The organism is Bradyrhizobium sp. TM233 (assembly GCF_036247965.1).
GTDB classification, from domain to species: Bacteria; Pseudomonadota; Alphaproteobacteria; order Rhizobiales; family Xanthobacteraceae; genus Bradyrhizobium; species Bradyrhizobium ottawaense.
Window position 1 is genome coordinate 323600 of record NZ_BTIG01000007.1, and the last position, 19916, is coordinate 343515.

Below are 19916 nucleotides of genomic sequence, written 5' to 3' on the forward strand. Positions count from 1 at the left end.
TCTCCCCGCAGGCGGGGAGAGGTGAAGTCTTCGTCTCAGAGCAGCCCTGCCCCGCGCGCCCATTTGTACTTGGCGCCGAGGACCTCGACCGGAAGCTCGGTCGAGTAGGCGTAGGCTGGGATGCCGTTCTGGTAGAGATATTCGGCGGCTTCCTCGACCTCGACGTCGCCCGCGAGCGAGGCGACGATCGGCTTCACGAAGCCCTTGGCCTCCATCTCCTTCTTCACCTCGACCATGTTGCGGGCGAACACCATCGGCGGCGTCACGATGGTGTGCCAGTAGCCGAGGATCAGCGAGTGGATGCGCTCGTCCGAGAGGCCGAGCTTCACCGTGTTGACGTAGGTGATCGGCGGCTCTCCGCCGGTGATATCCACAGGATTTCCGGCCGCGCCAAACGGCGGGATGAACTTGCGGAAGGCCGCGTCGAGATCCGCCGGCATCGACATCAGCGACAGGCCGTTGTCGACGCAGGAGTCCGACAGCAGCACGCCCGAGCCGCCGGCACCGGTGATGATCAGCACGTTCTCGCCCTTCGGCGTCGGCAGCACCGGCACGCCGCGGGCGAATTCGAGCAGTTGCCGCAAGCTGCGGGCCCGGATCACGCCGGACTGCGCCAGGACGTCCTCGTAGATCTTGTCGTTACCGGCGAGCGCGCCGGTATGCGACGAGGCCGCCTTGGCGCCCGCCGAGGTGCGGCCGGCCTTGAGCACGACGACCGGCTTCTTCTTGGAGACGCGTTTGGCGGCCTCCGCGAAGGCGCGGCCGTCCTTGAGGTCTTCGCAGTGCTGCGCGATCAGGTTCGTGTTCGGATCCTGCTCGAAGAAGGCGAGCAGATCGTCCTCGTCGATATCGGACTTGTTGCCGAGGCCCACGATGGCCGACACACCCATTTTCGCCGAGCGCGAAAAACCGATGATGGCCATGCCGATGCCGCCCGACTGCGACGACAGCGCCGCGTGGCCCTTGACGTCGTAGGCGGTGCAGAAGGTCGCGCAGAGATTGGCGGGCGTATAGTAGAAGCCGTAGATGTTCGGCCCCATCAGGCGGATGTCGTATTTCTTGCCGACCTCGACGATCTCGGCCTGCAGCTCCGGCGCACCGGCTTCGGCAAAGCCCGACGGAATCAGCACCGCGCCCGGGATTTTCTTCTCGCCGCATTCGGTGAGCGCCGCCGCCACGAACTTCGCGGGGATCGCGAACACCGCCGTGTCGATCACACCCGGCACGTCCTTGACGCTCTTATAGGCCTTGTAGCCGAGGATCTCGGCGGCCTTGGGATGGATCGGATAGATGTCGCCCTTGTAGCCACCGTTGATGAGGTTCTTCATCACGGAGTTGCCGATCTTGCCGTCTTCGGCGGAGGCGCCGACCACGGCGACCGCCTTCGGCTGCATGATGCGGCTCATCGCCGCGACGATTTCCTCGGTCGGGCGCGGCTTCGGCTTCGGCACATAGGCGAAGTCGACGACGATGCGCACGTCGGCGGCGGTCGCGCCCTTCGCCGTCGCGAACACCGGATTGAGGTCGAGCTCGACAATCTCCGGGAAATCGGTGACGAGCTGCGAGACCTTGACGATGACATCGGCAAGGGCGTTGCGGTTCACCGCCTCGCCGCCGCGCACGCCCTTCAGGATCTCATGCGCCTGGATGCCGTCGAGCATCGAGAGCGCGTCTTCCTTGGTCGCGGGCGCGAGGCGGAAGGTGATGTCCTTGAGGACTTCGACCAGCACGCCGCCGAGGCCGAAGGCGACCAGCTTGCCGAACGAGCCGTCGGTGATCGAGCCGACGATGACCTCGGTGCCGCCGGCCAGCATCTGCTGCACCTGGACGCCGTCGATCTTGGCATCGGCCTTGTACTTCCTGGCGTTGCCGAGAATGGTCTCATAGGCCTTTTCGGCGTCTTCGGCCGTCTTGAGGCCGACGATGACGCCGCCGGCTTCGGTCTTGTGGAGAATGTCCGGCGAGACGATCTTCATCACGACCGGGAAGCCCATCGACGAGGCCATCTTGCCGGCCTCGCCCGCCGACTTCGCCACGCCCTCCTTCGGCACCGGAATGCCATAGGCGTCGCAGACCAGCTTGCCTTCCGGGGCCGTCAGGCTGGTGCGGTTGTCCGCCTTGACCTGGTCAAGCACCTTGCGGACGGCATCTTTGGAATTGGACATGTGGCTTCTCCCTTGACCTCAGTTCGTTCTTTTCAAAGCGCGGGCGTGGTTTTGCAGCTGCCCGTGATGCTTGCCATTCGCCGCGCTCTGTTCCATTTCCGCGGAACGGAGCGGCATAAAGCGCCAGGTTACTCCGCCGCCGTGGATCAAAAATGGCTGGCGATGGCATTTGGTATGCCAGAAGCCAACTTGTCAAGCTGCAGCATGGCTTAGAACGCCGCAAAAAATAGCCAGCTTGACATTCTGGCATTTGGTATGCCAAAAACTTTCCCGTTAATAATCCTGTAAAAGACGACTCCCACTGGAGGAGATTCGTCGTGTCACTGCGGAAACCAACCAAGGCGTTGCCGAACATGGCCGAGGCAGATATCGCAATCGTTCGTATTGCCCCGGAGAGCAGCTTCAAGAACAAGGCGTATGACGCCTTGAAGGAAGCCATCCTCAAGATGGACATCTACTCGACGCCCGAGCCGGTGATGCTCGACGAGCGCGCGCTGTCCGAACGTCTGGGCGTCAGCCGCACCCCGATCCGCGAAGCCATCGCGATGCTCGAGCAGGACGGCTTCGTGAAGACGGTGCCGCGCCGCGGCATCATGGTGGTGCGCCGGACCAAGAGCGAGATCGTCGACATGATCCGCGCCTGGGCTGCGCTGGAGAGCATGGCCGCGCGCCTCATCACCACCACCGCGCGCAAGAAGGACATCACGGCGCTGCGCGACTACTTCAAGGACTTCGGCAAGGATCGCCTGCCCGAGGATCACGTCGAGGAATATTCGCGCGCCAATATCGCCTTCCATCAGGCGCTGATCTCGCTGTCGGAATCGCCGGTGCTGGTCGATCTCACCAACGACCTGCTGCTGCACGTGCGCGGCTATCGCCAGCTGACCATCGGACGCAAGGACCGCACCGCGACCTCGCTGCCCGAGCATCTCGGCATGATCGAAGCACTGGAGGCGCGCGACACCGAGCTCGCCGAGAAGCGCGCTCGCGACCACACTCTCGGCCTTGCCGCTTACGTCGAAGCGCACGGCCAGGAACTGTTTACGTAACCAAGCAACGTTCACCAGAAGGGCGAATAATTCGCCCCACTATCTTGAGACCAGGGAGACAAGGCCCATGCTGAACACCGCGACCAAGTCCGAAGCACCGGGCACCGAGCAGGAGCTGACGGATGGCTTTCATCTCGTCATCGACGCGCTCAAGCTGAACGGCATCAACACCATCTATAATGTGCCGGGCATCCCGATCACGGATTTGGGCCGCATGGCGCAGGCCGAGGGCATTCGCATGATCTCATTCCGCCACGAGCAGAATGCCGGTTATGCGGCGGGCATCGCCGGCTATCTCACCAAGAAGCCCGGCATCTGCCTCACCGTCTCCGCGCCCGGCTTCCTCAATGGTCTCACCGCGCTCGCCCACGCCACCACCAACTGCTATCCGATGATCCTGATCTCGGGCTCGTCCGAGCGCGAGATCGTCGACCTCCAGCAGGGCGACTACGAAGAGATGGACCAACTCGCGATTGCCAAGCCCCTGTGCAAGGCGGCCTATCGCGTGCTGCACGCCCAGGACATCGGCATCGGCCTGGCCCGCGCCATCCGCGCCGCGGTCTCGGGCCGTCCGGGCGGCGTCTATCTCGACCTGCCGGCCAAGCTGTTCGGCCAGGTGATGAGTGCCGATGCCGGCCAGAAGTCGCTGGTCAAGGTGATTGATGCTGCGCCCGCGCAGATCCCCTCGCCCGCTTCGATCAAGCGCGCGCTTGATGTCTTGAAGAGCGCAAAACGTCCGCTCATCATCCTCGGCAAGGGCGCGGCCTATGCGCAGGCCGACGAGGAGATCAAGACCTTCGTCGAGAAGAGCGGCATCCCCTTCCTGCCGATGAGCATGGCCAAGGGCCTCCTCTCCGACACCCATCCGCAATGCGCCGGCGCGGCGCGCTCGACGGTGCTGAAAGAGTCCGATGTCGTGCTGCTGATCGGCGCGCGGCTGAACTGGCTGCTCTCGCACGGCAAGGGCAAGAACTGGGGCGAAGCGCCCAAGAAGTTCATCCAGGTCGATATCGAGCCCAGGGAAATGGACTCCAACGTTGAGATCGTCGCCCCCGTGGTCGGCGACATCGGCTCGGTCGTCTCCGCCTTCAACCAGGCGATGGCTACGGGCTGGACCGCCCCACCCGCCGAATGGACCAAGGCGATCTCGTCCAAGCGCGAAGAGAACGTCGCCAAGATGGCGCCGAAGCTGATGAACAACAAATCGCCGATGGACTATCATGGCGCGCTCGGCGTGCTGAAGAACGTCATCAAGGAGCACCCCGAAGCGATCCTCGTCAACGAAGGCGCCAACACGCTCGACCTCGCCCGCGGCGTCATCGACATGTACCGCCCGCGCAAGCGTCTCGACGTCGGCACCTGGGGCGTGATGGGCATCGGCATGGGCCAGGCGATCGCCGCCGCGCTCGAGACCGGCCACCCCGTGCTCGCAGTGGAAGGCGACAGTGCCTTCGGCTTCTCCGGCATGGAGGTCGAGACCATCTGCCGCTACAACCTTCCGATCTGCGTCGTCATCTTCAACAATGACGGCATCTATCGCGGCACCGACGTCAACGGCGCCAACGCCGATCCCGCGACGACGGTGTTCGTCAAGGGCGCGCGCTACGACAAGATGATGGAAGCCTTCGGCGGCGTCGGCGTGAATGCGACCTCGCCGGACGAGCTCAAGCGCGCCGTCAACGAGGCCATGAAGTCCGGCAAGCCGACGCTCATCAACGCGGTGATCGATCCGGCCGCGGGCTCGGAGAGCGGCCGCATCGGCAACCTCAATCCGCAGAGCGTTCTGCAGAAGAAGAAGTAAGTCCACCCCTCAACCCTTAATTCCCTGCGGTTGGCGGGGGCAGACACAGAGTACGGAGCAACAGCATGACCAAAGCGCTCGAGGGCGTTCGCATTCTCGACTTCACCCACGTTCAATCAGGACCGACCTGCACGCAGCTGCTGGCGTGGTTCGGCGCCGACGTGATCAAGGTGGAACGTCCGGGCGTGGGTGACATCACCCGCGGCCAGCTGCAGGACATCCCGAACGTGGACAGCCTGTATTTCACCATGCTCAACCACAACAAGCGCTCGATCACGCTCGACACCAAGAACCCCAAGGGCAAGGAAGTCCTCACCGAGCTGATCAAGAAGTGCGACGTGCTGGTTGAAAACTTCGGCCCCGGCGTGCTCGACCGCATGGGCTTCCCCTGGGAGAAGATCCAGGCGATCAACCCGAAGATGATCGTCGCCTCGATCAAGGGCTTCGGCCCCGGACCGTACGAAGACTGCAAGGTCTATGAGAACGTCGCGCAGTGCACCGGCGGCGCCGCCTCCACCACCGGCTTCCGCGACGGCCTGCCGCTCGTCACCGGCGCGCAGATCGGCGATTCCGGCACCGGCCTGCACCTGGCGCTCGGCATCGTCACCGCGCTCTATCAGCGCACGCATTCGGGCAAGGGCCAGCGCGTCACCGCCGCGATGCAGGACGGCGTGCTCAACCTCGCCCGCGTCAAGCTGCGCGACCAGCAGCGCCTTGCCCACGGTCCCCTCAAGGAATACAGCCAATTCGGCGAAGGCATTCCGTTCGGCGATGCCGTGCCGCGCGCCGGCAACGATTCCGGCGGTGGCCAGCCCGGCCGCATCCTGAAGTGCAAGGGTTTCGAGACCGATCCGAACGCCTACATCTACTTCATCACCCAGGCGCCGGTCTGGGAGAAGATCTGCGACGTGATCGGCGAGCCCACCTGGAAGACCGATCCGAACTACGCCAAGCCGGCGGCCCGCCTGCCGCGCCTCAACGAGATCTTCGCCCGCATCGAGAAGTGGACGATGACGAAGACCAAGTTCGAGGCGATGGAGATCCTCAACAAGGACGACATCCCCTGCGGCCCGATCCTGTCGATGAAAGAGATCGCCGAGGACCAGTCGCTGCGCGCGACCGGCACCGTGGTCGAGGTCGACCACCCCACCCGCGGCAAGTACATCTCGGTCGGCAACCCGATCAAGCTGTCGGATAGCCCTAGCGACGTCGAGCGCTCCCCGCTGCTCGGCGAGCACACCGACGAGATCCTGCGCTCGGTGCTCGGCTTCTCCGACCATCAGGTCGCCGAGATCCACAAGTCCGGTGCGCTCGACCCGCCGCAGAAGCAGGCCGCGGAGTAACGGACCTATCAGTGAACGACGAAAGGCCGCCGGTTTCGGCGGCCTTTTTGTTCGGGCCAAAGGAACCGAACCGCACACCGTCCGTTACCCTCTTCGACCGGCATGCTCTCAGAAATGCGAACGTGCCGCCTCCACGGCGAGTGACCCAACCTCGCGCCAGACCCGCCCAACACTGAAGGATGATTCACCCTCCCGTTCAGAGGGTGACCAATCGATCCATATCGGCTTGCAGGCGGGAGGCGTCGCGTCAGGCGCTCCCGGGCTACGCCCATTGATCGAAGTGAGGTCGAAATGTTGAGAGATCAATCCTCTGATCGGGCCAAGCGCGAAGCCAACAAGGCGTTCAAGCCAGTCAAGACGCAGAAGCCGATGAACGACTATGCGAAGGGCCAGCACTCCCTCAACGAGAACCGCGAGCGGCTCAAAGCGGAGCGATTGGCCCGCGAGGCGAAGTCGAAAGAGCTGCTTGAAAAAGAGCCGCTTGAAAAAGGCTTGCCCGAATAGCTTGCCCGAATAGGAAGCGTCTTGTCGCCGGTTACGATCTGCATCCGGCCGGCTGAAAACCGCCGTGCAGTTTTCCGGATCATGCTTTAGAGCATCGAGAGAAGGACGACGCCGTCCTCGAGCTCCCCGGACGCCAGCCGGGTCCGCGCGATGCGCTCGAACTCAGTGCGGTGCTTCTGAAGATAGCTGAAGGCCTGTTTCTGCGTTTGGAACGTGGTCGCGAGCCGGCATATCTGTCGGCCAGCGCCAAGCGCCAGAAAAAAGGTGATTGTGCCACCGCCGTCCGACTTGGCTCTAGGCACGACCCGCACTCTTCGGCATGTGACCGGTCCTCTCCAGATTTCGTCGGTGGCGCTGCTGAAGTCGATTATTGCGGCGGCTTCCTCTTGCGCTTCGTCGGAGTCGATGCCGGCAACGATGCTCGAAGGGTCGCGTCGGCCGCTTCCTTGGCTTCGCGCAGTTCGCGCAGCCGCGCCATGTTCTTGCGAACGTCGACCGCCTGTTTTACGGCATCCGCCATGGCGCGCGCTCCTTCTTCAGCCGCCAATCGCTGGCGGTTGGAACGCGCGATACCTTCGGGTGACGGTTCTGCCGATTTCCTGGCGCTCATCCCTCACCCTGCTCCGAAAACAGACAAAACCCGCTCAATCCCTAGGATCGAGCGGGCAGCGTGGCCGTTTCAGTACATCCGTGAAACGGCACCAGGGAGCTCAGACCAGCGAGAGATTCTCTGCGCTGACTTTGCCCCGCATCTTGTCGGTCTTGGCCTCGAAGTTGACCTTTTGGCCTTCAGCGAGACCCGCAAGACCAGCCCGCTCGACCGCGCTGATGTGAACGAACACATCTTGGCCGCCGTCGTCGGGCTGAATGAATCCAAAGCCTTTCTGGCCGTTGAACCACTTCACGGTACCTGTCGTCATTTTCTTCTCCAAAGCGCGCAAGCGCACATTCCGCGTGACGCTCACGCAGAACCAATTCAATTCGTCGATGTCTCTGGAAAAGGAGCCCGCGGGCGCATTCAACAAGGCACAGCGGCTGAACGAACAGCTTTTAAGGTATACCTCACCGTCTCTACTTGCAAGGCTTGAGCAAGCTTAATTGTGCCAGTGGCTTCGGCGGAACATTTCCAGGTTCGAGGCGGCTACGCGAGGCTCCTCTGGCGAAACGCTTAGTGCGCACCGCTCGCGAGCTGCTCGCGGAAGAACTTCACCACCGACGCATTGAACTCGCGGTGAAAGCCAGCCCGGTCGAAGCCCGCCGGCACGTCTGTGCAGATGCGCGGCACGGCCACCGCCTGCTCCGGCGTGCACGGTGCGAGGAAGGCGAAGTGGCCGGCAGGAACCACATGCATCTCGGGCTTGCCCGTGAGCCACCCCGCAACACGCGCCACGGGCGAACCGTCGCCCACGCCGGGACCGCCGAACTGCGATCGCCATAATTGGAAAGGGAGTTTGATCGCGGCGAGATTCTTCCGGGTCAGAACTGCGGGTGCAGGATCGACGATCACCGCGGCGCGGATCCGAGCATCCTGCGGCGGGTCAGGCAGCGTTTCTCCGTTGTGGAGCTGGGCGCATGTTCCGGTCGTCTCCTTGCAGTTTTCGGCAAGCCAAGAGAAATCCGGCTTGGTTCCCATCAGCGCCAGACCGGTATAGCCTCCGAGCGAAAAACCGAAGAAGCCGACCTTGGCGGAATCGATCACCGCCCTGTCCTTCCAGTCCTTCAGCATGAAGTCGAGCAGACGCACCATGTCCGCCGGACGCGATCCCCACACCGGCAGCGTATCGCGCCGCGACGAGTCGTTGGTGGTGTCACCAGGGTGATTGATGGCGGCGACGATGAAGCCGGCATCGGCCAGCGCCTCCTCGGTGTCATGGTTCGCACCGAACCACCCGCCCCGGCCGTGCGAGAAGACGACGAGCGGCAACTTTGCACCCGTGACCGGACAATCCTTCACGCCCTTCAGGTCGAAATCGGCGCCGACTGAAAGACCGCCCAGCGCCACATGCGTCGGCTCGGCAGCGCACGGATACCAGATCGCGCCCGACAGCGCCGGATCGGATTGAAGCAGCTGAATGCCCGCGGCCCTGGCAGGCGAAGCAAGACAGCAGAGAATGACGGCAAAAGCCCATAGCGTCCTGTGCAACGGAAGCCCCCCTATTTCGCGCAGGAGTTGAATGGGGAACGGCAGCGGAATTGTGGCTTTTGTTGATGAGGCGTAGACATTGGGGCTGATCTTGCTGCGCAGGATGGGAGGTCACCATGTCACTACTGGGCAAGGCCGCCGTCGCGATGTGGTGGAGCGTTCGCCCCGAACAGCGCAGCGAGTTCGGCGACTGGCATTCGCATGAGCACTTTCCGGAGCGGATGAGCATTCCCGGCTTCCGGCGCGGTTCGCGCTGGACCAGCACGTCGGACGCGCAAGGCTTCTTCGTGCTCTACGAGCTCGCGCAGTACGAGGTCCTCACCTCGAGCGGATATCTCGACCGGCTCAACGCGCCGACGCCGTGGTCGACCAAGATGATGCCGCATCATCTCGGCATGGTCCGCAGCCAGTGCCGGGTGGCGGCGAGCTTTGGCGGCGGCGTCGCGAGGGCGCTGGCGACCATCAGGCTATCGCCCCAGGCCGGACGGGAGGCGGAGCTTCAAACGCGCCTCTCGGAAACGCTCAGCGCATTGGCGCTGCAGCCGGGGCTGACAGGCGCCCACCTCCTCTTCACCGACACGCCTCGCACGAGCGCGCCCACCACAGAGCAGCAGATCCGCGGCAGGGACGGCGCTGCCGACTGGATCGTCCTGCTGTCGGGTTACGATGCCGATGTGGTTGACGCCGGGATCGCCGGCCAATTCTCGCCGTCGTCGCTTCACGCGGCGGGTGCTCGCGAGGATATCAACATCGGCCGCTACAGGCTGGCATTCACGATGACGCCACAGGATGTCGCAGCGATCTAGCAACCCGGCCAGAAGGACCGCCGACAAAAAAAACGAGATGCCATGTCGGATCGGCGGCTTCCCGGTCGTCCTCGTGACATGAATGGGCCATAGACGCCAATCTCGGGCCCATCAATCACTGAGGATAACAACCATGCCCAGCACGATCCGCCTGCACCGCGTTCTCGCGACCAGCCCGCAAAAAGTCTATCGCGCCTTCCTGGAGGCCGATGCGATGGCGAAATGGCTGCCGCCGAATGGCTTCACCTGCACCGTGCATCATTTCGAGCCCAAGGTCGGGGGCACGTTCAAGATGTCGTTCCGGAATTTCACGACGGGCAACAGCCATTCGTTCGGCGGCGAATATGTCGAGCTCGTGCCCGGCGAACGTCTCCGCTACACCGACAGATTCGACGATCCCAACCTGCCCGGCGAGATCGAGGTCACCGTGATCCTGAAGAAGGTCTCGGTCGGCACCGAGATCGACATCACGCAGGCCGGCATCCCCGACGTGATCCCGCCGGAGGCCTGTTATCTCGGCTGGCAGGAATCGCTGCGCAATCTGGCGAAGCTCGTCGAGCCCGAGATCAATCAGTAGCCGTGACGAAAGTATCGTAGTTGGTGTCGTAGGGTGGGCAACGGCGCACTTGCGCCGTGCCCACGATCTTTCTCGTACGGCGACAGACGCGTTGGCACGCTTCGCTCTGCCCACCCTACGGCACTGTTCGATCAGATGCGCCGCTCTACCCACGCGGTCATTCCGAGCGCAGCGAAGCAATGACGGACAATCGTCAAGCGCCCGCCTTCGCCTCGAGCCCGCCGCCGGCAGTCCAGCGGTCCGGGTCGGGACTGTGCCCGATCAGCGCGAGGCCATAGGCGATCGACTCGAACTGGTCGCCCGACATCAGCCGTTCGTTGCCGAACCGTTCGGCGAACAGCTTTCGGACGGCGGGCACAAAAGAAGTGCCGCCGGTCAAGAACACCTTCTCGACCTCGCGCGCGGTGATGCCGGCTTCGGCCAGCACCTTGTCGACGGTGGCCCCCAGCCGGGCGATGTCGTCTGCAATCCAGGATTCGAAATTCTTCCGCGTGATGGTCGATCCGATATCGACCCCGCCGCCCTTGAAGCGGAAATCCACCTCGTCCTGCGCCGACAGCGCGACCTTGGCATCTGACACCGCGCGGTACAGCGAAAAGCCGAGGTCGAGATCGACGATGGTGATGAAATCCTCGAGCAGCTTCGGCTTCAGCGCGCTACGCGCAAGCTCCCGCAGCTCACGCAGATCGCCGTTGCTCTTCATCATCGCGAGCTGATGCCAGCGCGCGAGGTTGGTGTAATGGCCGCTGGGGACCGGCAGCACCTTGTCGAACGAACGGAAGCTGGAGCCCTTGCCGAGCCGCGGCGAGACGACGTGGTCGACGATGCGGTAGTCGAACGTGTCGCCGGCGATGCCGATGCCGGCGTGGCCGAGCGGCTCGGCGCGAAGGGCACCGCCCGCGCGCGAGAAACGCATCACGGAGAAATCGCTGGTGCCGCCGCCGAAATCCGCGACCAGCACGGTGGCATCGCGCTCGAGCCTTCGGGCAAAGGAGAACGCCGCGCCGACGGGCTCGTAGACGTAGCGCGCATGGCCGGCACCCAGGCGCTCGAACGCGGCGCGGTAGCGTTGCATCGCCAGCGCCTCGTCTGGATTGCCGCCGGCGAAGCGCACCGGGCGGCCGACCGTGATGGTCGAGGTCTCGAAGCCGAACCGCTCGCCACCATGGCGCGCCAGCGTCCGCAGGAACGCCGCCAGAATATCCTCGAACTTGAAGCGCTGCCGGAACACCTGCGTGGTGTTGAAGCTGCTGCTCGCCGCGAACGTCTTGAACGACTGCAGGAAGCGGTAGACGTGGCGTCCTTCGAGGAACGTCTCGATCGCCCACGGGCCGCCTTCGGCCTGGGCGCCGGCGCCCGGCCGGTCCTCCCAGAAGCACAGAGCCGACACGTAGACGCTGTGGCGTTGTCCGCCGTGGTCGAAGCGGATGGCCTCGACCCGGCGGTCGTCCGCCGCAAGCGCGACGACCGTGTTGCTGGTCCCAAAATCGATGCCGATCGAGACGGCGGGCGAGGCGCTCGACATGAACCACTCTGACAGATGATTGGAAGGGGGCAGACCACTAGCGGCTTTGACTTGCCCTGCCAAGCCTTGCCCTGCAAAGCTCTCGGCCATTGCGGCTCGCTTCAGGTTCGCGCGGTGGGCCCCGGTTTCCCCTTCAAGCGCATGGATATGCCTCTGGCAGGTACGCTTCGGCGTCCGGAGACGGCGTCTAAGCCCCGTTTGGAGGCCATTTAAGCCCGAACCGGCCTCATTAACCCGGCATTATGCTGCAATGCGGGACTTTGTATGCTGCTATGCAAACAAACGCGTAGACAGTGGCATCTGGTATACATAGTTTCATCCCCAGACGAGACGCCAAGACTGATCGTCTCAAGAAAGGGAATTCCAATGTCCAAGACCGCTTCCGTCGCTTTCGCCCCCTCCTCCTCGCTGTTCAGCCGCTTTATGGCTGCGGTTGACCGTTTCCTGATGGCGAGCGCCGAGATCTCCAATCACAACGGCGACCTGCCGCGTTTCGGCCTGTAAGTAAGGGCTCCCGGCGCAGCCGAAACGGCGCGGCCGGCAACCGCAGACGCTAGGTTTGATCAATGGCCCCCTCGTCGGGGCCATTTTCTTTTGGTCCTCGCTTCGGCCCGCGAACACGACTGCGACGATTGGTCCGCCGATCTGGCCGGCCGTCTAATTGTGAGCCGGCTGGCATCTCTCATACCATTCGACAACCAAAAACGATTGCGCGGCAAGGTGCTAGACGGGGATGCAGAGCGCGGGACGGGAACGGCCAAGGACATGGCACATTTGCCGATCCTGGCGGAGCCTTAGCCCAAAGGAGCGGATGTCGCGCCTTGTCCCCGCTCATAAACTTCTAGTTGGTGAGGCTGCAATGGGAGATCGACCGCAAAGGTGACCCCAAGCGCGTGAATCCGGATGGGCTGACGCGAGCCGGCAAAGAACGGCCGCGTTTCGACAGGGAGAGAAACGAGATGAAGTCATTCGTTCTGAATGTCGCTTTGGCGACAATGGCGATGTCGTGCGCCGACAGCACGGCAAGTTTTGCGGCCTGGGAGCCGGTTCGTCCGGTCGAGTTCATCGTGCCCGCAGGCACCGGTGGCGGCGCCGATCAGATGGCACGAACCATCCAGGGCATCGTCACCAAGCATAATCTCATGAAGCAGCCGATGGTCGTCATCAACAAGGCCGGCGGTGCAGGCGGCGAAGGTTTTCTCGATGTGAAGACGTCGTCGGGCAATCCGCACAAGATCATCATCACGCTCTCGAACTTGTTCACGACGCCGCTGGCGACGGGGATTCCGTTCAACTGGAAGGATTTGAGTCCGGTCGCGATGCTGGCACTGGATGAATTCGTGCTCTGGGTGAATGCCGAGAAGCCGTTCAGCACCGTCAAGGATTACGTCGACGCCGCGAAGAAGGCACCAAGCGGCTCGTTCAAGATGGGCGGCACCGGCTCGAAGCAGGAAGACCAGATCATTACGGTCGGCATCGAGAAGGCGATCGACGCCAAGTTCACCTACATCCCCTACAAGGGCGGCGGCGAGGTCGCGGTTCAGCTCGTCGGCAATCACATCGATTCCACCGTCAACAATCCGATCGAGGCCGTCGCGCAATGGCGCGGCGGCAAGCTCCGTCCGCTCTGCGTCTTCGACGCCCAGCCGATGGCCTATGACGAGCCGATCGCCGAGGGCAAGGCCTGGAAGGATATTCCGACCTGCAAGTCGCAGGGCCTCGCGATGGAATATCTCATGCTGCGCGGCATCTTCATGTCGCCCAAGGCCACCAAGGATCAGGTCGAGTATTACGTCGAGCTGTTCAAGAAGGTCCGGGCCACGCCGGAATGGCAGGATTTCATGAAGAGCGGCGCCTTCAACACGACCTTCCTGGCTGGAGCCGACTACGCCAAATGGATCGAGGCGGAGGAGAAGCGCCACGAAGGCCTGATGAAGGAAGCCGGCTTCCTCGCGCCGGGAAATTGATTCCCGAATTGACCCGCGACATCGTTGACGGATGAGGACGCCGGCCGTCCTCCCGTCTGCCGCGAAACACTGCGATTCCGCCTGGAGGCCCCATGACTGAACAATCCGAATCCGGCCCGACCCACAAGACGCTGGAGATCGGCATGGCGCTGTTGATCGGCGCCTTTGGTCTCGTCGTGATCTTCGGCAGCATCAAAGCCGGCATCAACTGGGGCGCGGAAGGCCCGCGTGCCGGATTCTTTCCGTTCTATGTCGGCGCCGCCATCGTCGGCGCCAGCGCAATCAACCTCTGGAGCGCGCAACGCGACGACGACGGCCGCCTGTTCGCGGCATGGGGGCAGCTTCGCCAGGTCATGAGCGTCGTCGTGCCCACCGCGATCTATGTCGGCTCGATGCCGTTCGTCGGCCTCTACGTCGCCTCGATGGTCTTCATCGCCTGGTTCATGCGCCGGCTCGGCGGCTATCGCTGGCTGACGGTCATCGCGGTGGCGGTCGGCATGCCGGTGGTGACCTATCTCGTTTTCGAGCGCTGGTTCCTGGTCCCGCTTCCCAAGGGGCCGTTCGAGGAATGGCTCGGCTTGTAGGATGTAAGAGCTGCACGCCGTCATCCCGTTATTGCTGCAGGATTCATCGATATGGAAGAGTTGGCCAATCTATTTCACGGCTTCGCGGTCGCCCTGCAGCCCTACAACATCATGCTGATGATCATCGGCATCACGCTCGGGGTCATCATCGGCGTGCTGCCGGGGCTCGGGGGCGCCAACGGCGTGGCGATCCTGCTTCCCCTGACCTTCAGCATGCCGCCGACGTCGGCGATCATCATGCTGTCATGCATCTATTGGGGCGCATTGTTCGGCGGCGCCATCACCTCGATCCTGTTCAACATCCCCGGCGAGCCCTGGTCCGTGGCGACCACCTTCGACGGCTATCCCATGGCGCAGCAGGGCAAGCCCGGCGAAGCCCTGACCGCCGCCTTCACCTCCTCCTTCGTCGGCGCGCTGTTTGCCGTCATCATGATCACGCTGGTCGCACCACTGGTCGCGGGCTTTGCGCTGCGATTTGGTCCGGCGGAGAAGTTCGCGGTGTACTTCCTCGCCTTCTGCAGCTTCGTCGGCCTCAGCAAGGAGCCGCCGTTCAAGACCATCGCTGCGATGATGATGGGCTTTGCGCTCGCAGCGGTTGGCCTCGATTCGATCACCGGCCAATTGCGGCTGACCTTCGGCGTCACGGAGCTGCTCAACGGGTTCGACTTCCTGATCGCCGTGATCGGCCTGTTCGGGATCGGCGAGATTCTGCTGACCATGGAGGAAGGGCTCGCCTTCCGCGGCGGCAATGCCAGCATCAACCTTCGGGTCGTGCTTCAGACCTGGCGCGAGCTGCCCGCCTACTGGATGACCTCGCTGCGCTCCTGCCTGATCGGCTGCTGGATGGGCGTCACGCCCGCCGGAGCGACGCCGGCATCCTTCATGAGCTACGGCATCGCCAAGCGCCTGGCGCGGCGCGGCAACAACTTTGGCAAGGGCGAGATCGAAGGCGTGATCGCGCCGGAGACGGCGGCGCATGCGGCGGGCACCTCGGCGCTGCTGCCGATGCTGTCGCTCGGCGTGCCCGGCTCGCCGACGGCTGCCGTGCTGCTCGGCGGCCTCCTGATCTGGGGCCTGCAGCCGGGGCCGATGCTGTTCGTCGAGCAGAAGGAGTTCGTCTGGGGCCTGATCGCATCGATGTATCTCGGCAATCTCGCCGGCCTCATCGTCGTGCTCACCTGCGTGCCGCTCTTCGCCGCGATCCTGCGCGTGCCCTTCGGCATCATCGCCCCGCTCATCCTGGTGCTGTGCGCGATCGGCGCCTATTCGGTGCACAACAGCACCTTCGACGTGATGCTGATGCTGGTGTTCGGCGTGCTCGGCTATCTCCTGAAGAAGTGCAACTACCCGCTGGCACCTCTCGTGCTCGCCATCGTGCTCGGCGACAAGGCGGAGGAGGCCTTCCGCCAATCGCTGCTGGGATCGCAGGGCTCGCTCGGGGTGTTCTTCTCCAACGGCCTCGTCAGCACCATCATGGCGCTCGGTCTGGTCGCCCTGTTCTGGTCCGCGATCCAGGAAGGCTACAGCCGGCTGCGCATGTCGATGGCGTGAGGCGCGCGCCGGCGCAAGCGGCCGCCGAATCCGCCGTGCGGCCGGACTTCTGGAATATAGAATTCCAGGATTGAGCGGTCATGGCACGGCCGTGCACCGATGTGCCCGGGGGCAGCGCGCACCGCCGACCGGAAGCTGGAAGCTCTGGATGCGCGGGTTCCAGCAGCGCTTGCGGCTTCGCCGCAACAAGGAAGACTTCTCACGAAATCAATGCGTTGATCGCAGGCCGAAAACGATTGGGCTTTACAAGCGAGCAGCCATGGCGCATGTGAAGAATCCGCGATATTTCGCCGCACCCTCCAGTCCGTCGCTTGAATCTTGGCATAATGAATACCAGGATGCGGACCAGCGCACGCATAAAAATGATCGGCGCCTTCGGGAGGGTTTTTTATGACAGACATGGTGCAGTCAACAGCGGCCCCAGGTGTCGCGCGCGTCAGCGATGCCTATCGCTGGACGCAGTTGGCGGTTGGCGTCGCGGCGATGGTGATGATCGCCAATTATCAATACGGCTGGACGTTCTTCGTCCCCGACATCCAGAAGAAGTTCGGCTGGGATCGCGCGTCGATCCAGTGGGCCTTTACGCTCTTTGTCCTGTTCGAGACCTGGCTGGTCCCGATCGAAGGATGGTTCGTCGACAAATACGGTCCGCGCATCGTGGTGCTGGTCGGCGGCGTGCTCTGCGCCATCGGCTGGGTGATCAACGCGCAGGCCACCACGCTCAACGGCTACTATCTCGGGATGATCATCGCGGGCATCGGCGCCGGCGGCGTCTACGGCACCTGCGTCGGCAACGCGCTGAAGTGGTTTCCGGACAAGCGCGGTCTCGCCGCGGGCATCACGGCGGCGGGCTTCGGTGCGGGCTCCGCGCTGACCGTCGCGCCGATCCAGGCCATGATCAAGGACAGTGGATTCCAGACCACCTTCCTCTATTTCGGCCTCGGACAGGGCATCATCATCTGCATCCTCGCCTTCTTCCTGCTCGCGCCGAAAGCTGGCCAGGTGCCGAACGTGGTGGCCAACGCCAATCTGCTGCAGACCCGGCGCAACTACCAGCCGACCGAGGTGCTGCGTCAGCCGATCTTCTGGCTGATGTACTTCATGTTCGTGATCGTCGGCGCCGGCGGCTTGATGGTGACGGCCAACCTGAAGCCCATCGCGGCCGACTGGAAGGTCGACAACGTGCCGGTCACGCTGATGGCGGTGACGATGACGGCAGTGACGTTCGCGGCCACGATCGACCGCGTGCTCAACGGCCTGACGCGTCCGTTCTTCGGCTGGATCTCCGACATGATCGGCCGCGAGAACACGATGTTCATCGCCTTCGGCATGGAAGGCGTCGGCATCTGGATGCTCTACCTCTGGGGCCACGATCCGGTCTGGTTCGTGCTGCTCTCGGGCTTCGTGTTCTTCGCCTGGGGTGAGATCTACTCGCTGTTCCCCTCGACCTGCACCGACACGTTCGGCGCCAAGTTCGCGACCACCAATGCCGGCCTGCTCTACACTGCGAAGGGCACCGCCGCACTGTTGGTCCCGATCGGCAATTACATGCAGCAATCGTCGGGCAATTGGGACAACGTGTTCATCATCGCGGCCGGTGCCAACATCCTGGCTTCGCTGCTGGCGATCGCGCTGCTCAAGCCGTGGCGCAAGGTCGTGGTCGCAAAGTCGACCGTCTGACACGCTCCACCACAGCTCATCATCGAGCAAACGCCCGGCCTCGCGGCCGGGCGTTTTTCGTTTTGCACGAGGTCTTTGCGCATCGGCGCATTTTCTTGGCCGGCCCGCCAAGTTAGCCCTTGCATTCTGGGATATGGTATACCAAGCTCCGCGCCGCGCTTGCGACGATAAGCCACAACATTTGCGACACTGGGTCATCTTGCAATCCCAAGTCGCATTCAATCAGGCGCGTTGGGAGGTTCTTGATGATTTCCAGCACGGACGGCGCCGTCACGGCCGCGCCTCTTCGCACCGGGTTCCGTTGGCTCCAGCTCGTCATGGGCATCGTCTGCATGGCGATGATCGCCAACCTGCAATATGGCTGGACGCTGTTCGTCGATCCGATCGATGCGGCCCATCACTGGGGACGCGCCGCGATCCAGCTTGCCTTCACGGTCTTCGTCGTCACCGAGACCTGGCTGGTGCCGATCGAGGCCTGGTTCGTCGACAAATACGGCCCGCGCATCGTCGTCATGTTCGGCGGCGTGATGATCGCACTGTCCTGGATTCTCAACTCCTATGCCGACAGCCTCACCTTGCTGTACGCGGCCGCGATCATCGGCGGCATGGGTGCGGGCGCGGTGTACGGCACCTGCGTCGGCAACGCGCTGAAATGGTTTCCCGACCGCCGCGGCCTTGCCGCCGGCGCGACGGCCGCAGGCTTCGGCGCGGGCGCCGCGCTCACCATCGTGCCGATCGCGACCATGATCGCAGCGAGCGGCTATCAGCACGCGTTCTTCACCTTCGGCATCGGCCAGGGCGTGATCGTGTTCGTGCTCGCCTTCTTCATCCAGCCGCCGCGGCTCTCGATCCCGCCGAAGAAGAAGCAGCTCAACCTGCCGCAGACCAAGATCGACTTCACCCCGCCGCAGGTGCTGCGCAGCCCTATTTTCTGGGTGATGTATCTCGTCTTCGTCATGGTCGCATCCGGCGGCCTGATGACCGCGGCGCAGATCGGCCCGATCGCGCACGACTTCAAGATCGCCGATACCCCGGTCACGCTGGCCGGATTCCAGATGGCGGCACTGACCTTCGCGATCTCGCTGGACCGCATCCTCGACGGTTTCGGACGCCCCTTCTTCGGCTGGGTCTCCGACACGATCGGCCGCGAGCACACCATGTTCATCGCCTTCGGCACCGCGGCGCTGATGCTGCTGACGCTGTCGGCTTACGGTCATGTCCCGGTCGTGTTCGTGCTCGCGACCGCGGTGTATTTCGGCGTGTTCGGCGAGATCTACTCGCTGTTCCCCGCGACCTGCGGCGACACCTTCGGCTCGAAATTCGCGACCACCAACAACGGCATGCTCTACACCGCGAAGGGCACCGCCTCCCTGCTCGTCCCGCTCGCCAGCGTGATCTCGGCGACCTACGGCTGGAAGGCCGTGTTCGTGGTCGCGGTCGCCTTGAACGCGACGGCGGCGCTGACGGCATTGTTCGTGATCAAGCCGATGCGCCGTTCCTTCATCCTCGGCAAGGAAGCCGAGAGCGCGGGCACAGCAACCGGCAGGGCCGAGACCACTGCAAAGACCGAGACGGCGTAGCCGCCACTGACATTGCAGGGATCAACAAGGGGGCGCAGCGATGCGCCCCTTTTCTTTTCGTACCCCTCAAACGTCAGCATTGCTGTCGCAAGATTTTTCGGATCACCCAAACCAGCGCTTGACGATTGGCATTATGTATACCACACTTCTCCCAACATTCACCCCAGGGAGGTTGCAATGCTGGTCGGAGACATTCTGCGCAAGAAGACGCCGCGCGTTGTCACGGTGCGGATGAACGAAACGGTGGGTATCGCCGCCAAGCTGATGCGCGCCAACAACATCAGCGCTCTCGTGGTCAAGGACGTGGTCCGCTCCGAGGGTAACACCGCGGTCGGCATGTTCACCGAGCGCGACGTGGTGCGCGCCGTCGCCGAGCACGGCACGAATGCCGTCAACGTCAAGGTCTCGCAGCTCGTCTCGGTGCAGCAGCTGGTGTCCTGCACCTCGAGCGACACGATCGAGCACGTCCGCCATTTGATGAACCGGCATCACATCCGCCATTTGCCTGTCATCGACGATTACAGCCTCGTCTCCGTCATCAGCATGCGCGACATCGCAGCTGCCGTGGACGAAGCCATCAACGGCACGCCGCAAGCCGCAGCCTAAAGCGACGACCCTTCCCCTGTGACTACCGGCCCCGG

The 19916-nt window shown here is 63.4% G+C and carries 20 protein-coding genes; 14 read left to right on the forward strand and 6 right to left on the reverse strand.

Annotated features, from left to right (window positions below):
- Positions 1-35 precede the first annotated feature (35 nt).
- A complete protein-coding gene (locus tag AABA86_RS16180) occupies positions 36-2165 on the reverse strand; it encodes an acetate--CoA ligase family protein (RefSeq protein ID WP_212248510.1) in 2130 nt (709 codons plus the stop codon).
- 12 nt (positions 2166-2177) lie between these two features.
- Between AABA86_RS16180 and AABA86_RS16185 the strand changes: the two genes are divergently transcribed.
- The 5 genes from AABA86_RS16185 to AABA86_RS16205 all read left to right on the forward strand — a co-directional run bounded on the left by AABA86_RS16185 (position 2178) and on the right by AABA86_RS16205 (position 6862).
- Complete coding sequence (locus tag AABA86_RS16185) at positions 2178-2378, forward strand: hypothetical protein (protein WP_338307514.1); 201 nt, start codon at positions 2178-2180, stop codon at positions 2376-2378.
- 140 nt (positions 2379-2518) lie between these two features.
- Positions 2519-3214 carry a GntR family transcriptional regulator gene (locus AABA86_RS16190; protein ID WP_166819518.1) on the forward strand — a complete coding sequence of 232 codons (696 nt, stop codon included), beginning with the start codon at positions 2519-2521 and terminating at the stop codon, positions 3212-3214.
- Between the two features lie 67 nt (positions 3215-3281).
- Complete coding sequence (gene oxc / locus AABA86_RS16195) at positions 3282-5015, forward strand: oxalyl-CoA decarboxylase (RefSeq protein WP_338307515.1); 1734 nt, start codon at positions 3282-3284, stop codon at positions 5013-5015.
- 65 nt (positions 5016-5080) lie between these two features.
- Positions 5081-6358 carry a formyl-CoA transferase gene (gene frc, locus AABA86_RS16200; protein ID WP_212248508.1) on the forward strand — a complete coding sequence of 426 codons (1278 nt, stop codon included), beginning with the start codon at positions 5081-5083 and terminating at the stop codon, positions 6356-6358.
- Positions 6359-6649: 291 nt separating this feature from the next.
- Positions 6650-6862 carry a hypothetical protein gene (locus AABA86_RS16205; protein WP_212248507.1) on the forward strand — a complete coding sequence of 71 codons (213 nt, stop codon included), beginning with the start codon at positions 6650-6652 and terminating at the stop codon, positions 6860-6862.
- An 86-nt stretch (positions 6863-6948) separates the two neighbouring features.
- Here the strand turns inward: AABA86_RS16205 and AABA86_RS16210 are convergent, their stop codons facing one another.
- From AABA86_RS16210 to AABA86_RS16225, 4 genes are all read right to left on the reverse strand, one after another.
- Positions 6949-7173, reverse strand: coding sequence for a hypothetical protein (locus AABA86_RS16210; RefSeq protein ID WP_212248506.1), 225 nt, complete (start codon positions 7171-7173; stop codon positions 6949-6951).
- Positions 7174-7229: 56 nt separating this feature from the next.
- Positions 7230-7472 carry a transcriptional regulator gene (locus tag AABA86_RS16215; RefSeq protein ID WP_212248505.1) on the reverse strand — a complete coding sequence of 81 codons (243 nt, stop codon included), beginning with the start codon at positions 7470-7472 and terminating at the stop codon, positions 7230-7232.
- A gap of 100 nt (positions 7473-7572) precedes the next feature.
- Positions 7573-7782: a cold-shock protein gene (locus AABA86_RS16220; protein ID WP_212248504.1), complete on the reverse strand. Its 210-nt coding sequence runs from the start codon at positions 7780-7782 to the stop codon at positions 7573-7575.
- A gap of 248 nt (positions 7783-8030) precedes the next feature.
- Positions 8031-9005, reverse strand: a complete 975-nt coding sequence (locus AABA86_RS16225) for an alpha/beta hydrolase family protein (protein ID WP_212248503.1) — start codon at positions 9003-9005, stop codon at positions 8031-8033.
- A gap of 116 nt (positions 9006-9121) precedes the next feature.
- On the opposite strand from AABA86_RS16225, the gene AABA86_RS16230 reads away from it, so the two are divergent.
- Together AABA86_RS16230 and AABA86_RS16235 are read left to right on the forward strand one after the other, a co-directional pair.
- The gene (locus tag AABA86_RS16230) at positions 9122-9811 is read left to right on the forward strand and encodes a hypothetical protein (RefSeq protein ID WP_338307516.1); all 690 of its coding nucleotides are present in this window, start codon (positions 9122-9124) and stop codon (positions 9809-9811) included.
- Positions 9812-9944: 133 nt separating this feature from the next.
- Positions 9945-10388 (forward strand): SRPBCC family protein, encoded by a 444-nt coding sequence (locus AABA86_RS16235; RefSeq protein WP_028143036.1) that lies wholly within the window; start codon positions 9945-9947, stop codon positions 10386-10388.
- 193 nt (positions 10389-10581) lie between these two features.
- Here AABA86_RS16235 and AABA86_RS16240 read toward each other — a convergent pair whose 3' ends face one another.
- Positions 10582-11913 carry an Hsp70 family protein gene (locus AABA86_RS16240; RefSeq protein ID WP_338307517.1) on the reverse strand — a complete coding sequence of 444 codons (1332 nt, stop codon included), beginning with the start codon at positions 11911-11913 and terminating at the stop codon, positions 10582-10584.
- A 366-nt stretch (positions 11914-12279) separates the two neighbouring features.
- Between AABA86_RS16240 and AABA86_RS16245 the strand changes: the two genes are divergently transcribed.
- From AABA86_RS16245 to AABA86_RS16275, 7 genes are all read left to right on the forward strand, one after another.
- The gene (locus tag AABA86_RS16245; RefSeq protein ID WP_162832240.1) at positions 12280-12417 is read left to right on the forward strand and encodes a hypothetical protein; all 138 of its coding nucleotides are present in this window, start codon (positions 12280-12282) and stop codon (positions 12415-12417) included.
- Positions 12418-12872: 455 nt separating this feature from the next.
- Positions 12873-13880: a Bug family tripartite tricarboxylate transporter substrate binding protein gene (locus AABA86_RS16250; RefSeq protein ID WP_212248499.1), complete on the forward strand. Its 1008-nt coding sequence runs from the start codon at positions 12873-12875 to the stop codon at positions 13878-13880.
- Between the two features lie 92 nt (positions 13881-13972).
- Positions 13973-14464, forward strand: a complete 492-nt coding sequence (locus AABA86_RS16255; RefSeq protein WP_338307518.1) for a tripartite tricarboxylate transporter TctB family protein — start codon at positions 13973-13975, stop codon at positions 14462-14464.
- Between the two features lie 51 nt (positions 14465-14515).
- Positions 14516-16015, forward strand: coding sequence for a tripartite tricarboxylate transporter permease (locus AABA86_RS16260; RefSeq protein ID WP_212248497.1), 1500 nt, complete (start codon positions 14516-14518; stop codon positions 16013-16015).
- A gap of 390 nt (positions 16016-16405) precedes the next feature.
- A complete protein-coding gene (gene oxlT / locus AABA86_RS16265) occupies positions 16406-17695 on the forward strand; it encodes an oxalate/formate MFS antiporter (RefSeq protein ID WP_212248496.1) in 1290 nt (429 codons plus the stop codon).
- Positions 17696-17940: 245 nt separating this feature from the next.
- Positions 17941-19275, forward strand: coding sequence for an oxalate/formate MFS antiporter (oxlT, locus tag AABA86_RS16270; RefSeq protein WP_338307519.1), 1335 nt, complete (start codon positions 17941-17943; stop codon positions 19273-19275).
- Between the two features lie 177 nt (positions 19276-19452).
- Complete coding sequence (locus tag AABA86_RS16275) at positions 19453-19881, forward strand: CBS domain-containing protein (protein ID WP_212248494.1); 429 nt, start codon at positions 19453-19455, stop codon at positions 19879-19881.
- Positions 19882-19916 lie beyond the last annotated feature (35 nt).

Excerpts from the sequence above, each read along its gene's own strand:
- AABA86_RS16180 (WP_212248510.1), bottom strand. The coding sequence starts at position 2,165 with ATGTCCAATTCCAAAGATGCCGTCCGCAAGGTGCTTGACCAGGTCAAG.
- AABA86_RS16190 (WP_166819518.1), top strand. The coding sequence starts at position 2,519 with ATGGCCGAGGCAGATATCGCAATCGTTCGTATTGCCCCGGAGAGCAGC.
- oxc (WP_338307515.1), top strand. The coding sequence starts at position 3,282 with ATGCTGAACACCGCGACCAAGTCCGAAGCACCGGGCACCGAGCAGGAG.
- frc (WP_212248508.1), top strand. The coding sequence starts at position 5,081 with ATGACCAAAGCGCTCGAGGGCGTTCGCATTCTCGACTTCACCCACGTT.
- AABA86_RS16205 (WP_212248507.1), top strand. The coding sequence starts at position 6,650 with ATGTTGAGAGATCAATCCTCTGATCGGGCCAAGCGCGAAGCCAACAAG.
- AABA86_RS16215 (WP_212248505.1), bottom strand. The coding sequence starts at position 7,472 with ATGAGCGCCAGGAAATCGGCAGAACCGTCACCCGAAGGTATCGCGCGT.
- AABA86_RS16220 (WP_212248504.1), bottom strand. The coding sequence starts at position 7,782 with ATGACGACAGGTACCGTGAAGTGGTTCAACGGCCAGAAAGGCTTTGGA.
- AABA86_RS16230 (WP_338307516.1), top strand. The coding sequence starts at position 9,122 with ATGTCACTACTGGGCAAGGCCGCCGTCGCGATGTGGTGGAGCGTTCGC.
- AABA86_RS16235 (WP_028143036.1), top strand. The coding sequence starts at position 9,945 with ATGCCCAGCACGATCCGCCTGCACCGCGTTCTCGCGACCAGCCCGCAA.
- AABA86_RS16240 (WP_338307517.1), bottom strand. The coding sequence starts at position 11,913 with ATGTCGAGCGCCTCGCCCGCCGTCTCGATCGGCATCGATTTTGGGACC.
- AABA86_RS16245 (WP_162832240.1), top strand. The coding sequence starts at position 12,280 with ATGTCCAAGACCGCTTCCGTCGCTTTCGCCCCCTCCTCCTCGCTGTTC.
- AABA86_RS16250 (WP_212248499.1), top strand. The coding sequence starts at position 12,873 with ATGAAGTCATTCGTTCTGAATGTCGCTTTGGCGACAATGGCGATGTCG.
- AABA86_RS16255 (WP_338307518.1), top strand. The coding sequence starts at position 13,973 with ATGACTGAACAATCCGAATCCGGCCCGACCCACAAGACGCTGGAGATC.
- AABA86_RS16260 (WP_212248497.1), top strand. The coding sequence starts at position 14,516 with ATGGAAGAGTTGGCCAATCTATTTCACGGCTTCGCGGTCGCCCTGCAG.
- oxlT (WP_212248496.1), top strand. The coding sequence starts at position 16,406 with ATGACAGACATGGTGCAGTCAACAGCGGCCCCAGGTGTCGCGCGCGTC.
- oxlT (WP_338307519.1), top strand. The coding sequence starts at position 17,941 with ATGATTTCCAGCACGGACGGCGCCGTCACGGCCGCGCCTCTTCGCACC.
- AABA86_RS16275 (WP_212248494.1), top strand. The coding sequence starts at position 19,453 with ATGCTGGTCGGAGACATTCTGCGCAAGAAGACGCCGCGCGTTGTCACG.